The 14,564-nt window shown below is 39.9% G+C and carries 13 protein-coding genes; 7 read left to right on the top strand and 6 right to left on the bottom strand.

Annotated elements, in window-relative coordinates; genetic code table 11:
- Position 1 precedes the first annotated feature (1 nt).
- Positions 2–2,272, top strand: coding sequence for an N-acetylneuraminate synthase family protein (locus tag C0V70_RS01590; RefSeq protein ID WP_102242111.1), 2,271 nt, complete (start codon positions 2–4; stop codon positions 2,270–2,272).
- Positions 2,273–2,292: 20 nt separating this feature from the next.
- On the opposite strand, the gene C0V70_RS01585 is transcribed toward C0V70_RS01590, so the two are convergent.
- From C0V70_RS01585 to C0V70_RS01570, 4 genes are all read right to left on the bottom strand, one after another.
- Entirely contained in the window at positions 2,293–3,309 is a 1,017-nt protein-coding gene (locus C0V70_RS01585) for an O-antigen ligase family protein (RefSeq protein ID WP_158649520.1), read from the bottom strand.
- Between the two features lie 168 nt (positions 3,310–3,477).
- Positions 3,478–4,365 carry a glucose-1-phosphate thymidylyltransferase RfbA gene (gene rfbA / locus C0V70_RS01580; RefSeq protein ID WP_102242109.1) on the bottom strand — a complete coding sequence of 296 codons (888 nt, stop codon included), beginning with the start codon at positions 4,363–4,365 and terminating at the stop codon, positions 3,478–3,480.
- On the bottom strand, positions 4,365–5,360 hold the full coding sequence (gene rfbB, locus C0V70_RS01575; protein WP_102242108.1) for a dTDP-glucose 4,6-dehydratase: 996 nt from the start codon (positions 5,358–5,360) through the stop codon (positions 4,365–4,367). The genes rfbA and rfbB overlap by 1 nt, the downstream gene beginning before the upstream one ends.
- Positions 5,361–5,417: 57 nt before the next feature.
- The gene (locus tag C0V70_RS01570; RefSeq protein WP_102242107.1) at positions 5,418–6,095 is read right to left on the bottom strand and encodes a peptide arginase family protein; all 678 of its coding nucleotides are present in this window, start codon (positions 6,093–6,095) and stop codon (positions 5,418–5,420) included.
- 110 nt (positions 6,096–6,205) lie between these two features.
- On the opposite strand from C0V70_RS01570, the gene C0V70_RS01565 reads away from it, so the two are divergent.
- Together C0V70_RS01565 and C0V70_RS01560 are read left to right on the top strand one after the other, a co-directional pair.
- Entirely contained in the window at positions 6,206–6,478 is a 273-nt protein-coding gene (locus C0V70_RS01565) for a DUF4160 domain-containing protein (protein WP_102242106.1), read from the top strand.
- On the top strand, positions 6,471–6,704 hold the full coding sequence (locus C0V70_RS01560) for a DUF2442 domain-containing protein (protein WP_158649519.1): 234 nt from the start codon (positions 6,471–6,473) through the stop codon (positions 6,702–6,704). The genes C0V70_RS01565 and C0V70_RS01560 overlap by 8 nt, the downstream gene beginning before the upstream one ends.
- Positions 6,705–6,712: 8 nt before the next feature.
- On the opposite strand, the gene C0V70_RS01555 is transcribed toward C0V70_RS01560, so the two are convergent.
- Positions 6,713–7,600 (bottom strand): aldose 1-epimerase family protein, encoded by an 888-nt coding sequence (locus tag C0V70_RS01555; protein ID WP_102242104.1) that lies wholly within the window; start codon positions 7,598–7,600, stop codon positions 6,713–6,715.
- Positions 7,601–7,747: 147 nt separating this feature from the next.
- Here C0V70_RS01555 and C0V70_RS01550 point away from each other — a divergent pair, with 147 nt between their 5' ends.
- The 4 genes from C0V70_RS01550 to C0V70_RS01535 are packed head-to-tail and all read left to right on the top strand — an operon-like array spanning position 7,748 to position 14,206.
- On the top strand, positions 7,748–9,082 hold the full coding sequence (locus C0V70_RS01550; protein ID WP_102242103.1) for an ATP-binding protein: 1,335 nt from the start codon (positions 7,748–7,750) through the stop codon (positions 9,080–9,082).
- Between the two features lie 35 nt (positions 9,083–9,117).
- Positions 9,118–10,065 carry a methylenetetrahydrofolate reductase gene (locus tag C0V70_RS01545; RefSeq protein ID WP_102242102.1) on the top strand — a complete coding sequence of 316 codons (948 nt, stop codon included), beginning with the start codon at positions 9,118–9,120 and terminating at the stop codon, positions 10,063–10,065.
- Between the two features lie 3 nt (positions 10,066–10,068).
- Positions 10,069–13,752, top strand: coding sequence for a methionine synthase (gene metH / locus C0V70_RS01540; protein ID WP_102242101.1), 3,684 nt, complete (start codon positions 10,069–10,071; stop codon positions 13,750–13,752).
- The gene (locus tag C0V70_RS01535) at positions 13,739–14,206 is read left to right on the top strand and encodes a hypothetical protein (protein ID WP_102242100.1); all 468 of its coding nucleotides are present in this window, start codon (positions 13,739–13,741) and stop codon (positions 14,204–14,206) included. Before metH ends, C0V70_RS01535 begins: the two co-directional genes overlap by 14 nt.
- 95 nt (positions 14,207–14,301) lie before the next feature.
- Here the strand turns inward: C0V70_RS01535 and C0V70_RS18935 are convergent, their stop codons facing one another.
- On the bottom strand, positions 14,302–14,514 hold the full coding sequence (locus C0V70_RS18935; protein WP_158649518.1) for a hypothetical protein: 213 nt from the start codon (positions 14,512–14,514) through the stop codon (positions 14,302–14,304).
- Positions 14,515–14,564: the final 50 nt, after the last annotated feature.

Here is a 14,564-nt window from a genome sequence, read left to right as displayed (position 1 = left end):
AATGTTTATCGAAAGAGATGTAGAGAAGTTTATCGTTGGCGAAGACCTTGCGGTCGGCCAAGTCATTCGCAAGATTGGGGAAAACAAAACAAGAATTGTCTTTGTAGTTAATAACTTTGGTCGCCTGATCGGTGCCTTTAGTGATGGCGACTTAAGACGCTGGCTTCTTTCTACTAGTGAAATTGATATCAACACAAAAGTTGGTTCAATCCTAAATAAAAAAGTAACTAAATGTTTCTTCGACGAACAAGAAAAAGTTCTGGATCTCTTTAGCGATGCCGTGCAATACATCCCTCTTGTTGATGAAAATGATCATATTGTAGCTGTTGCGTCTTTAAGAGAAAAGATTCTTTCAATCGGTAAGCACAGTATCAATGATGCTGCTCCAACGTTTATCATTGCTGAGATTGGAAATAATCATAACGGATCTCTAGACCTGGCCAAAAAACTAGTCGACGAAGCAGCTGCTGCTGGAGCAAACTGCGCAAAATTTCAAATGCGTGACCTCGCTTCACTTTACCGCAACTCTGGTGATTCAAACGATGCCAGTGAAGATCTAGGTTCTCAATACATTCTGGATCTGCTGTCTCGCTTTCAATTAAAAGATGATGAATTCATCAAGATCTTCGATTACTGTAAAGAAAAGAATCTTGAGATTCTTTGTACTCCTTTTGATAAGGCCAGCGTAGACAAGCTTCATGCTTATGGTGTTGATGCTTATAAAATTGCTTCCGCTGACTTAACTAATCATGAACTGCTTGAATACATCGCTGAGAAAGGTAAACCGATGCTTGTCTCAACTGGTATGTCGAGTGAAGAAGAAATCACCAGTGCTGTTTCTCTTTTAAGAAATGCCAACGCTAGCTTTATTCTTCTTCAATGTAACTCAACTTACCCTGCTCCATTTAAAGATGTTAACCTGAAATACATGAACCGTTTAAAAGAGCTCGGTGAATGCTTCGTTGGATATTCTGGACACGAACGTGGAATTTACGTTCCAATTGCCGCAGTTGGAATGGGTGCTAAAATTATCGAAAAACACTTCACACTTGATAAATCAATGGAAGGAAACGACCATAAAGTAAGTCTTCTTCCTGAAGAATTCGCTGACATGGTCGCAGGAATCCGTGCAGTTGAGCAATCTCTTGGGTCTACAGCTCCAAGAAAAATCACTCAAGGTGAGATGATGAACAGAGAAAGTCTGGCAAAAAGCATCATCATCAACAGACCGATAAAAAAAGACCAGGTCATTACTGCAGACATGCTGGAAGTAAGAAGCCCTGGAAAAGGACTTGCTCCTTACAAGAAAAAAGAACTTATTGGCAGAGCTGCCAAAAGAGATATGAATGCCGGGGATTTCTTCTTCCCTTCTGATTTAAATGATACTGCGATTAATGCTCGCGATTATCAATTTAAGCTACCATTTGGTATTCCTGTTCGTTATCACGATGTAGCGAATCTCTCAGGAAAAAGTAACCTAAAAGTTCTGGAATTCCACTTAAGTTATAAAGACATGGATGTGGATTTCCACCCATACTTTGATAAATCTACTCCACTTGATTACCAACTCGTTGTTCACGCACCTGAACTCTTTGCGGGAGATCATACTCTGGACCTGTGCTCAAAGAATGAAAGCTACCGCAAGCAATCGATTCGTGAAATGCAAAGAGTTATTGATATTACCAATGAACTTAAACAGTATTTCCCAAAAACACCAAGACCATGCATTGTCGTTAACTGTGGCGGATTCACTTCAACAGGATTCTTAAATGATTCTGAGAAAAAAGAGCTTTATGGAATCCTGGAAAAGAGCTTAAGCGAACTCAATACAAATGGAGTTGAGCTTATCCCACAAACAATGCCTCCATTTCCATGGCATTTTGGTGGACAACAATATCACAATCTATTTGTCACAGCTGAGGAAATTGTTGCTTTTTGTAAAAAGAATAAAATGAGAATCTGCCTTGATGTATCTCACTCAAAGCTTGCTTGCAATTACTACAAGCTTGATTTCGAAGATTTTATTAATCAGACAAGTCGATATTCTGCTCATTATCACTTGGCAGATTCAGGTGCGGAAGATGATGAAGGCCTACAAATCGGAGAAGGGACAATTGATTTCACAAGTCTGATGGGAAAAATGATTGTCAACTCACCAGACGCAACATGGATTCCTGAAATCTGGCAAGGTCATAAAAATAGCGGTGAAGGGTTCTGGATTGCTCTGGATCGTCTTGAAGCAGCTGAAGAGCTTGCTATGAAAAAACTTTAATTCCAATTCTCAGGCAGGATTTATACTCCTGCCTGTTCTTCCTTTAAAAGCTTTCCTTCTCCAACCTGACTAATTGAATACCCGGCCATAATAAAGAATAGATTTACTCCTAGAGCGATCGTTGCTTGCGTTGCTCCTCCGACCACAAAAACGACAATAAAGGGCAATGCAATTTTAGCGACTAAATCTTCTCGTCTATACATCTCGATAAACCACAGAAGAATCCAGGCGATAAAAACAATACCTCCAATAATTCCTGTGGTGGCCATAACTTCAAGAAAATTATTATGGGCATGCCCCCCAAATTCTGGATGCTCGATATTGTATCTCTTTTTAATCTCACGCGAATGAAGTTCAAAATTCAGGTATCCATAACCAGTCAAAGGTCTTTCTTTGAACGCAGTGTAGGCAGTTTCCCACATGCTCAGGCGCAATCGGTCTGAGCCTGGGCGATAAACATTACTACCTGAAATAAAAAATAAACCACTCCCCAGCAGAAATAGTGCAACACCCATAAGAACAAATTTTCCCTTATATTTTTTAAACAAGAAAAAAGGTGCACCAACTAACAGTGCAAGGACGGCTCCACGTGTGTATGTCAGATAAAGTCCCCAACTGTTAATCAAAAAAACCCCAATAAGAAAATAAGTGTTAATATATTTTTGAGACTCTTTTTTATAAATAATCAGTCCTAATATAATAATTTGAAAGAAGGCCAGATTATGCGCATAGTTCAGAATCATTCCTGAAAGTCCCGCATTTCTCTCAAGGCTAACAACTTTCTGAGACACATAGTTAAACCCTGTATTCATTCCCACAACACCGGCGATAGTTGCAAATGTTGTGGATACACATAATGTATAAAGCAGGACCTTAATTCTTTTATCCGTAGCTTGATTTCTAAAAAAGTACACGAAAGGTGCTATAGAAAAGAAACCTATAAGAAAATACTTTATTTTACTAAGAGGTTTGTAACCTGCAAGGGCCACATCCTGATTAATAACAACTGAGAAAATTAGAATAATGGAAAGAGCCAAAAGGGCCCAGGCACTTTTTGAAAAACCTTTAAAACTTGTCTTAGGAATAAAGTATAAACAAGGTAAAGCGATTAGTGCATGAAAGCCGCCTAGAAGACTCATGGAAGTCACCAATCCAAGGCATAAGACAAAAAGTGCAAAATAGATAAGTGAAATCATAGTTTAATCCTATTCCAAGGTCATGCTTAATTTTTCAAGATACTCACGATAGAGAGATTTAGGGATCTTTTCAATAATTTGTTTTAATTGAACTAAATTAATAAATCCCATACGAAAGGCAACCTCTTCTATGCAGGCAACCTTGAGTCCCTGCCGTTCCTCAATAGTCTCAATATATGAAGAAGCATGCAACAGGGATTTAGGAGTTCCAGTATCGAGCCAAACCACTCCAGGATTAATTGTCGAAACCCCTAAAGAATTTTCTTCCTTATAGGTTAAAATAAGATCGACGATTTCTGTTTCCCTGCGTTTTGAAGGAAGAAGCTTTTTAGATCTTGTTGAAACGGAAGAATCAAAAATATAAATACCGGGCAATACATATTGAGATTTTGGTATCTCGGGTTTTTCTTCAATACTTTTTACTGAATGATTTTTTTTATCGAATTCAATAACACCGTAAGCTCTAGGATCTGCCACATTATATGCAAACACTCTGGCCTTAATTTGATCTTTTTTTTCGTTATGGTCTTTTAATGCCTGTATAAAAAATTGGTTATCTCCATGAAAAAGATTATCTCCCAATATCAAACAAATATCGTCATCCCCAATGAATTCTTCTCCCAAGATAAAAGCATCTGGAAGACCGTCAGGAGACGGTTGAGTCTTATAACTCAATTGAATCCCCAAATGTGCCCCATCCCCTAACAAACTCTGAAAATGTTTTAAATCGTTTGGCGTCGTGATGATAAGGATATCGCGGATTCCACCGGCCATTAAGAAGCTGAGAGGATAATAAATCATTGGTTTGTCATAGATCGGCTGTAGCTGTTTTGCCATAACCAGAGTCATAGGGTACAAACGTGTTCCTGCGCCACCTGCAAGAATAATCCCTTTCATCATCGCCTCAAATAAAAAGAAATCGTTTTTTCTATGGCAGAAATAAAAGTTTCATTAAAATTAAAATTTAATTCTCGAAGAAATTTTTCATTATTTATAGCATATCTGCGATCATGGCCTGGGCGGTCTTCCACAAAAGCAATAAGCTCATGATACGAACGCTGATTAGAGCGCGGAAATATCTGATCTAACTTTGAACAGATTATCTTGGCAATATCAAGGTTGGTTTTTTCCATATTCGCACCAAGATTATAACTTTCTCCAACTTTCCCTTTGTTTAGTACGGCCATAATTGCCAGGCAGTGATCTGTGACATAAATCCAGTCGCGAATATTTTGCCCATCTCCATAAATTGGTATTGGAGACTCATTCAGTGCATTGAGAATAATTGTTGGTATTAATTTTTCTTGATGCTGATAAGGTCCAAAATTATTTGAACAGTTTGTCACCAGTACCGGCAAGCCAAACGTATGCCCATAAGCTCGAACCAAATGATCCGCGCTCGCCTTGCTTGCAGCATAAGGATTATTCGGACGATAGGAATGTTCTTCCGTAAAAGCGTTTCCCCCTTCCTCTAATGATCCATACACTTCATCCGTAGATATCTGTAAGAAACGAAATTTTTTTCTTTCTTCTTCTTCCAGAGATTTAAAATAAGAATAAGCACAACGAAGTAAATTAAAAGTGCCGTTCACATTCGTATAAATAAATTCTTCAGGGTCATTGATCGAACGATCGACATGAGACTCTGCTGCAAAATTAGCCAAGCTTTTCGGACGGTACCTATTAAAAAGCTCCTCAACAAGCAGACGATCGTTGATATCTCCCTGGATAAAAATCATTCTATCCGAATCCACACCTTCAAGATTCTTTAATGACCCAGCATATGTCAGCTTATCTAGGACAATGACTGTATCCTGCACATTTTTATCCAACCAAACTCTTACGAAATTTGACCCGATAAAACCAGCTCCACCTGTTACAATAATGCTCATGGAAATTGATTATAGGAAAAGGCAACGGAAAAGCCAAATCTTCGAGAGCCTCTTTCGTTATAATTTAAAGCCGAATTTTGAAAGCATTAACTCTGCATTTTCCCACGAGCCGCAACATTCGGGACTCAAGGAAATCGTAAGCACTTCAATCATTCCATTGGAAAGACCCTCATTGATTGAATGGACGAGCTGCTTTATATAATCATCGCTGAATAAAGGAAGTTTTTCGGGTGCAGCCGAAAAAAAGTAATCCAAATCAAGATTTACGATCCAGCCGAGTTCATTGACATATTTTTCGCCAGAAAATACCCCGTGAGTAAACTTCACCAGGTCGTAAGGTTTGATTTCTTCAGAAAGTTCTTTTGATGAGCCTAAATGGTGAGTCGCTGAAACGGTCTTCCCTACCAATTGGGGGTAATGTTTCAAGAACACTTCAATATAATTATCCCAGCGAAAAAGAGGCATGTTAATATCGTTTTGCCACGTCTCTCGGTAATCCTTAAGACCCATGGACCACATGTCATGGTTAAAATACGGCAGCGCAGACTCACTCATATCCGGATGTGCATCAATATGAAAGAGATTATACCTCTTTGCTTTCTGCATCTTTTGAAACCAGCACCATAGCGCCAGTCTATGGTTGTCCATGATAAAGACTTTTCCTTCGTTCCAAAGGACATTGTCCAAAGAAGATTTAGATTCTCCCCTGTTTTTTAGTGGAATTAAAAATGTCATCTTATCTCGCAAAAATTAAATTCAATTTTTATTAAACTTAAAGAAACCATGTAATTAAAAAGAATACTTGCTGTCACTGCTTGCTCTTATCAAATTAGGAGATTAAGCACATGCCACAAATTTCATCTTTTTTTGGTATCACCATTTACATGTATTACGCTCACGGCAAACACAAAGAACCCTATTTCCATGCAAAATACCAAGGTTATGATGCTTCGTTCTCTATTAAAACACTAACTCTGCTAAGTGGCCATCTTCCCATTAAAGCAAAAAACCTAGTCCAAGTTTGGGCCTTCGAGCATCAGTTGGAATTACTTGAAAATTGGGATAAAATTATCAAGAGAGAGCCTGTCAAAAAAATACCAGGGGCGGACTGTGACTAGAGTAAAAAATGTTATTGCTCATCCAAATTTTAAATTAACTGTTGTTTTTGAAGATAACAAGACATCTGTTATTGATATGAATTTTATATTTTCAGAATCTGGTCCAGTAATAGAACCACTCAAGACTTACGATAATTTTCAAAAAGTATTTATTGAAGATGGAATCATCACTTGGCCGACTGGTTACGATATCTCACCTGAATATCTGGAAGAATTAGCATCTTAATACTCTGCCTATTTCTTTTTCCTCAACGGATCAGTCTCTTCCAAATAGGCCATCTCAATAGAATAAGAAAAACCAAAGATCTCCCCAGCACCAAGAGTAATAAGACCATTCTTAGTTTCAAAATTTTTATCACTGTCGATTGAATCACTCACTCCGTACCAAGGCTCAATACAGACAAAAGGCACATCACCTTTGCCCCAAACTCCTAAGAAAGGAGTGTGAAAATGAACGCGGATAATTTCATTTCTCTTTTTATCAATAAGCTCAACAAACTTTGATTTAACCTTTTTGAAAACCAGTGCATCGTCGGCAAATAGTCCTTTTTCTAACTGGATGTTTTGAGCATTCAGCCCAAAAGGTCTCGTCCAGTTCACCAGGCCATTGTCCACGCGAAAATACTCTTTTTCTTCTTTTTCAAAACGGATTTCGTAGTTCGTTAATACGTTTGTTTCAAAAGCTGGATGCGCCCCAATAGAAAAATAAATATCCTGGCGGTCATCGTTTTTTACAAAATAAGAAATAATGACTTTTGAACCTTCTACTTTATAGCGAACGCGCAATTCAAAACAGAATGGATACTGATTAAATGTTTCCTGCGTGGCCACAAGAAGAAACTCCACTTCCGAAGCTCCACATTCAGTACATTTAAACTCGCAATCTCTGGCAAAACCATGCTGGGCCATTTTAAAAGTCTTGCCTTGAAGATGATACTCATCATCTTTAAGTTTACCGACAATGGGAAATAAGACGGGAGCAGAACGCTTCCAGTTTCTTTCATCACCAAGCCATAAAAGCTCGCGATGCCAATCTCTGGAGAAAAGACGCTTCATTTCTGCGCCTAGACTCGTCACCTGGACGATTAAAGAATTGCTCTCGATTTGATACCAATCACTCATACTTAAAAGTATAAAACCATCTCAATTTTTCGTCTATTTATCCTCATTAAGATTAAAATACCCCTACATAATTTCCCATTTTTTGTACTTTTTGATACTATAATTTTATCAAAAATAGACTTTATTGACATAAGAAGAGGTAAGTATATGAAAAGACATATCTCATTAGATCTTTTAAAATGGAAAAACTCCCCTTCTCGTAAGCCTTTAATATTACAAGGAGCCCGTCAGGTTGGTAAATCATATATCGTGCGCGATTTTGGACTGACAAATTTCCAGCAATTCATTCGAATTGATTTCCTTTCTCAAAAAGAGGCCCATTTAATATTTGCTGATAAAAGTTCACTTGTGCCAAAAAGAATCCTTCGCGACATAAGTTTTCTTTCAAAAACTGAGCTTGATCCAAAAAACACCCTGCTCTTTTTTGATGAGATTCAAGAGTGTGCCGGTGCACTTACCTCTTTAAAATTTTTTCAGGAAGAAATGCCAGAGCTAGCAATCATTGCGGCTGGAAGTTATTTAGGAATCATGAGCAATGAAGATTCATTTCCTGTAGGAAAAGTTGATTTTCAAAATATGAATCCGATGACGTATCAAGAATTCCTAGAGGCAAGTGATCCAAAACTTTTTGAAGAGTACGAAAATATTCAGATTGCAGATCATTCTACTATCAGTGCCCTCATTCACAAAGAACTCCTGGAATCATGGAAGCGCTATCAAACGATAGGTGGTATGCCTGAAGTTATTAAAAATTATATTGAATATAAAAAATCTCACAGCGAACTCAAGGCCATTTTGCGTGCTAGAGAGATTCAAAATCAGCTTCTCACAGGTTACAAAGCGGATTTTTCCAAACACTCGGGAACCGTAAATTCTGCACATATATTAAGCGTCTTTGAAGCAGTTAGTTCCCAATTGGCAAAGGCACATGATGAAAGTACTCAGAAATTTAAATTTACCGGAGTTATTCCCAATCAAAAAGGGTTCGAAAGAGTTCGAGGTCCTCTAACATGGTTGGAGAAAGCTCGATTAGTCATCAAAGTCATGATTAACAATAAGGCCGAGCATCCCTTAAAAGGCCAAATAGAAGACAATCGCTTTAAACTTTATTTCATGGACGTGGGTCTTCTCAATGCTGCCCTGGAAATTCCAATTGAAGCCACCCTCGCTGATGAATTGGGAAGCTATAAAGGGTATATGGCCGAAAACTTCGTGGCGCAGGAGCTTTTTGCTAAAAATAAAGGAACCCTATACTCATGGATGGAATCTAGGGCCGAATTAGAATTTTTATGGATTCAAGGAAAGGATATTATTCCCATAGAAGTCAAATCTGCGGAAAGAAGCACTCGGGCAAAAAGCCTGGATTCATATATCGACAGGTATAGGCCAAACCTTGCTCTAAAACTCACAGGAGGAAATAGGGGTTATGACCCAAACAGAAAAATGCTTACGATGCCAATCTATCTTGTAGGGAAAATTTAGCAGTGAAATAACAACTCTTGTGTTACACTAGCGCTATGAAAGTCACTGAACACTTAGAGCGCGCAAAAAACCCATTGTTTAGTTATGAGATCGTTCCTCCACCGAGAGGAAGATCGGTTCAAGATATCATCGATATCGTTGAAGCATTAAAACCCGTTCATCCGGCATGGATTGATGTAACTGCTCATTCGTCTTCTGCTTATTATAATGAAAAGGAAGATGGTACGATTGAAAGAAAGATTTATAAGAAGCGCCCTGGGACAATTGGAATTTGCGGGATCATTCAAAACCGCTTTCAGATTGACACAGTTGTTCACTTGCTTTGCCTGGGGTTTTCTAAGGAAGAGACTGAAGACGCTCTTCTCGAACTAAATTTCTTGGGTATTCATAACATCCTCGCTCTTCGCGGTGATGGGCCAAACTATAAAAAAGAAATCTCTAAAAGCCGAAGTGCTAACTACTACGCTTCTGATTTGGTCGAGCAAGTCAAGGCCCTTAATAGTGGTAAGTTCCTAGACGAAATCGAAGGTGGTTCAAAGTTCGATTTTTGTGTCGGTGTCGCTGGCTATCCGGAAAAACACTTCGAAGCTCCAAACCTAAAACTCGATTTAATCAACCTTAAAAGAAAAGTTGATGCGGGCGCTGATTATGTAGTGACCCAAATGTTCTTTGATAACAAACACTATTTTGAATTTGTTAAAGAGGCCCGTGCTGCTGGCATTACTGTGCCCATCATCCCGGGAATTAAAGTTCTAAAGAACACGACTCAACTGGTGAGCATTCCTAAGAACTTCTATATTGATTTACCTGACGAACTGGTAGAAGCTGTCACCAAAGACCAGAAGAACGTCACCCATATCGGAAAAGAGTGGGCCACAAAACAAGTTCAAGGTCTTTTAGAAGGAGGCGCCCCGTGCGTTCACTTCTACATTATGAATGACACTAACACTGTTGTAGATATCGTTAAAAAATTCCAAAAGTAAGTTATGAAAAAACACCCTACGCTGATTGAACTTGAGAAGACCCTGCAAGAGAGAATTCTATTTCTCGATGGCGCCATGGGGACAATGATTCAAACTTATAAGCTCAAAGAAGAAGACTTTAGAAAAGGTCACTTTGAAGACCATGCGGGTGACTTAAAAGGAAACAACGATCTTTTAAGTTTGACCCGTCCTGATGTGATTTATGCCATTCACATGAAATACCTGGAAGGTGGGGCCGATATTATCGAGACCAATACTTTCTCGGGAACAAAGATTGCGCAAAAAGATTACGATCTTGAACATATCGTCTACAAGCTTAACTATGAATCGGCCAAGCTGGCCAAAAAAGCTTGCGACGATTTCATGGCCAAAAATCCCGGAAAGAAATGTTATGTGGCTGGCGCTCTAGGGCCAACCAACAGAACACTCTCTCTTTCTCCGGATGTTAACAATCCGGCCTTCCGTGCTGTCACTTTTGATGAGTTAGTCCAAGACTACTACGAACAAACAAAAGCATTAATTGAAGGTGGAGCAGACATTCTTCTGCCGGAAACAACTTTCGATACACTCAACTTAAAAGCGGCGATCTTTGCCATTGAAAAATACCAGGAAGAAATCCAGACGAAACTTCCTCTCATGTTATCGGTAACAATCACTGATGCCAGCGGAAGGACTCTTTCGGGACAAACGGTAGAAGCTTTCTGGAACTCAGTTCGTCACGCGAGACCTCTTTCAGTGGGACTCAATTGTGCTCTTGGTGCTAAAGAAATGCGCCCATACTTAGAAGAGCTTTCAAACATTGCTGACTGCTTTGTGAGCTGTTACCCAAATGCCGGTCTTCCTAACCCACTTTCTCCTACTGGTTACGACGAGACTCCTCTGATGACAGCGAAGTTCGTTGGTGAATTCGTCGATAGTGGTTTCATCAATATCCTTGGTGGGTGCTGTGGAACAACTCCAGATCACATTGCTGCCATTGTTAATAAATGTCAGACGAAAAAACCTAGAAAAAGAGCAGAAATCAAAAAAGCCACTAGGCTTTCCGGGTTAGAACCATTTACAATTGAACTTACACACAACAATCCCTTTTATATGGTCGGTGAACGCACAAACGTCACCGGCTCTCCTTTATTCGCCAAACTTATCAAAGCAGGAAATTTCGACGAAGGTCTTTCAGTGGCCCGCCAGCAGGTGGAAAACGGAGCCAACATTATCGACATCAACTTTGATGAAGGTCTACTTGATTCAAAGGCCTGCATGACCCACTTTTTGAATCTTGTGGCCAGTGAACCGGATATCGCTCGCGTTCCTATCATGATCGATTCTTCAAAATGGGAAGTACTTGAGGCAGGATTAAAATGTCTTCAAGGAAAAGCGATCGTTAACTCGATTTCACTTAAAGAAGGCGAAGCTAAGTTTTTAGAGCAAGCTCGCCTTATCCAGCGCTACGGTGCTGCTGTTGTTATCATGGCCTTCGATGAAAAAGGTCAAGCGGCAACAAAAGAAGAAAAAGTCAGCATTTGTAAACGCGCATATGATTTACTTGTCACTGAACTGGATTTCGATCCATGCGATATTATCTTCGACGCCAACATCTTAACGGTGGCCACTGGAATCGAAGAGCACAATTCTTACGGGGTAAATTTCATTGAAGCCGTTAGAGAAATTAAAAAAGTTTGCCCGGGCGCTTTAACCAGTGGTGGGGTTTCTAACCTGTCTTTCTCTTTTAGAGGAAACAATATTGTCCGCGAAGCCATCCACTCTGTGTTTTTATTTCACGCCATCAAAGCTGGATTAGACATGGGAATCGTCAATGCCGGAATGCTTGCCGTGTACGACGAAATTGATCCTGAACTAAAAGCAAAATGTGAAGCCGTTGTTTTAAACCTTCACCCACATGCCACAGAAGAACTTCTGGAGCTGGCAGAAAAATTAAAAAATCAAAAATCTGATAAAACTGAAACCAAAGTCGATGAATGGCGCAATTTCCCTTTAGAAGAGCGCATCTCGTACTCAATGGTGAAAGGTTTAGACCAATACATTGAAGAAGACACAGAAGAAGCACGCAAAAAATTTGGTCGCCCGCTCAATGTTATTGAGGGTCCTTTAATGGATGGGATGAAAGTTGTCGGAGAACTCTTCGGGGCGGGGAAAATGTTCCTTCCTCAGGTTGTTAAATCGGCGCGTGTTATGAAAAAAGCCGTAGCCTATCTTGAACCATTCATGGAGCAAGAAAAGCTGGAAAATAAAAATGTTCGCGAACAAGGTGTCTTTGTTATCGCGACAGTTAAAGGCGACGTTCACGATATCGGAAAAAACATCGTTGGTGTTGTTCTAGCGTGTAACGGTTATAAAGTTATCGATTTAGGAGTTATGGTTTCTGCTCAAAAGATCCTCGATGTGGCGATTGAAAACAAAGCCGACATCATTGGTCTTTCGGGCCTGATCACTCCTTCACTTGATGAAATGATCCATGTCGCAAAAGAGATGGAACGCCAGGGATTTAAAACGCCATTACTTATTGGTGGAGCGACAACATCTAAGGCCCACACAGCTATTAAGATTTCTCCACACTATAACTCTCCTATCGCTCACGTTGGTGATGCTTCACTAGTTATTGAAGTATGTACAAATCTCCTGTCCCCAGAGCGCCGTGATGAATATGTTAAAAACCTAAACGAAAGCTTCCAGAAAATCAGAGAAAGACATGCCAATCAGTCTCAAGACAATGAACTGATCTCTCTAGAAGAAGCGCGTGCCCATTCATTTAAAACAAACTGGGAACAAGTTGAGATTGCAAAACCTTCTCGCGTTGGTGTTTTCACTCTGGATATTTCACTAGAAGAAGTTGTCCCTTATATCGACTGGTCTCCATTTTTCTGGACATGGGAATTAAAAGGGACTTATCCAAAAATCCTGGGTCATGCGACGTATGGACAAGAGGCTCAAAAACTTTTCCATGATGCTCAAGTGTTGCTCAATAAAATTGTAAAAGAAAAGATCTTCTCACCAAGAGTAGCAATCGGTATTTTCCCGGCCTATTCACAAGGTGATGATGTGATTGTGAGTAACAACACAACTCTCCACTTTCTGCGCCAGCAAAAAGAAAAAATTGGCGACGATGGAGTCTACTACTGCCTATCTGATTTTATCGCACCAGAAGGCCACAACGACTATTTTGGCGGTTTTGTGGTGACTGCAGGTCATGAAGTTGAGGCCTTTGCTAAAATCTTCCAGGATAAACAAGACGACTACTCATCAATCATGGTCAAGGCCATTGGTGATCGTTTGGCCGAAGCCCTGGCAGAGCTAGCGCACAAAAAAGTCCGCGACATCTTCGGCTACGGGTTAAATGAAAATTTATCCAACGAAGATTTAATTAAAGAGAAATACCGTGGAGTCCGCCCGGCACCTGGTTACCCAGCTTGTCCGGATCACACTGAAAAAGAAATTCTGTGGAAACTTTTAAACGCTAACGAACTTACAGGCGTCACATTGACAGAAAACTTTGCGATGAATCCGCCGAGCTCTGTTTCTGGTTTCTACTTCAATCATCCAGAGGCCCGCTACTTTAATGTGGGAAGCATTGGCGAAGACCAGAGTGAAGACTACGCAAAAAGAAAAAATGAATCTCGCACTTACGTCGAGAAGTGGCTTGCGCCCAATTTAGGATATGAACCAAAGTAATCCACCGAAAAAAATATTCAGAACTCTTGAGGATGTTATCGCCGAAAAAGGTGAAGACTGGCGAAAAACGCTCGATCACGCCCGCCAGACTGTTCCAGAAAAATTTCTCTCAGACAGAAACCTGATTCGCCTGACTAAAGGAGCTGCGACCATTCCTCAGACGGAACTCATGGTGAAGCTTCTATACCAAGACAGCAAAGAGCGTCCGGTAGGTGTCCCAGGAATTGATCTTTTTTTCAAAGTGGTCGACCACTCCAACTACTCTTTGGGTGCATGGCTGGTGGCCATTACTTTTTTCAATGACTGGCTTACAGAACAAAGCCGCACAACCTCATTTCAAAAAATGCTCGGCTACCTTCAATGCTGTGAAGAATCTCCTGAGAACAAAGACATTGATCATAAGTTTTTGGACTTAGTGGAAGAAATGCTGAAAACGCATGGATACGTAGGATAAATTTAAAAAAAGTTTGAATCGGTAGAAATAAAAAAGGCCCCTTTCGGAGCCTTTTTTATATTAGTAAAACACTCTTACGAGTGGTTAATAACTAATTAGTGAGCTGGAGCAGCTTCTGCAGCTGGAGCAGCTTCTGCAGCTGGAGCAGCTTCTGCAGTTGGAGCAGCTTCTGTAGCTGGAGCTTCAGTAGCTGGAGCAGCTTCAGTAGTAGCAGCTGGTGCAGTTTCAGTAGTAGTTGCTTCTTCTTTTTTTGAGCAACCGAAAGATACAGCAGATACAACAAGAGCAAGAACTAATAATTTTTTCATCTCAAATCTCCTAAGTTTCGTTTAGATGATGACGTGTTACCGTGCACAAT

It is taken from the genome of Bacteriovorax stolpii (genome assembly GCF_002872415.1).
Classification (GTDB): domain Bacteria; phylum Bdellovibrionota; class Bacteriovoracia; order Bacteriovoracales; family Bacteriovoracaceae; genus Bacteriovorax; species Bacteriovorax stolpii.
The sequence above is the reverse complement of the archived record's forward strand: the minus strand, read 5'-3'. Positions and strand labels throughout refer to the sequence as shown.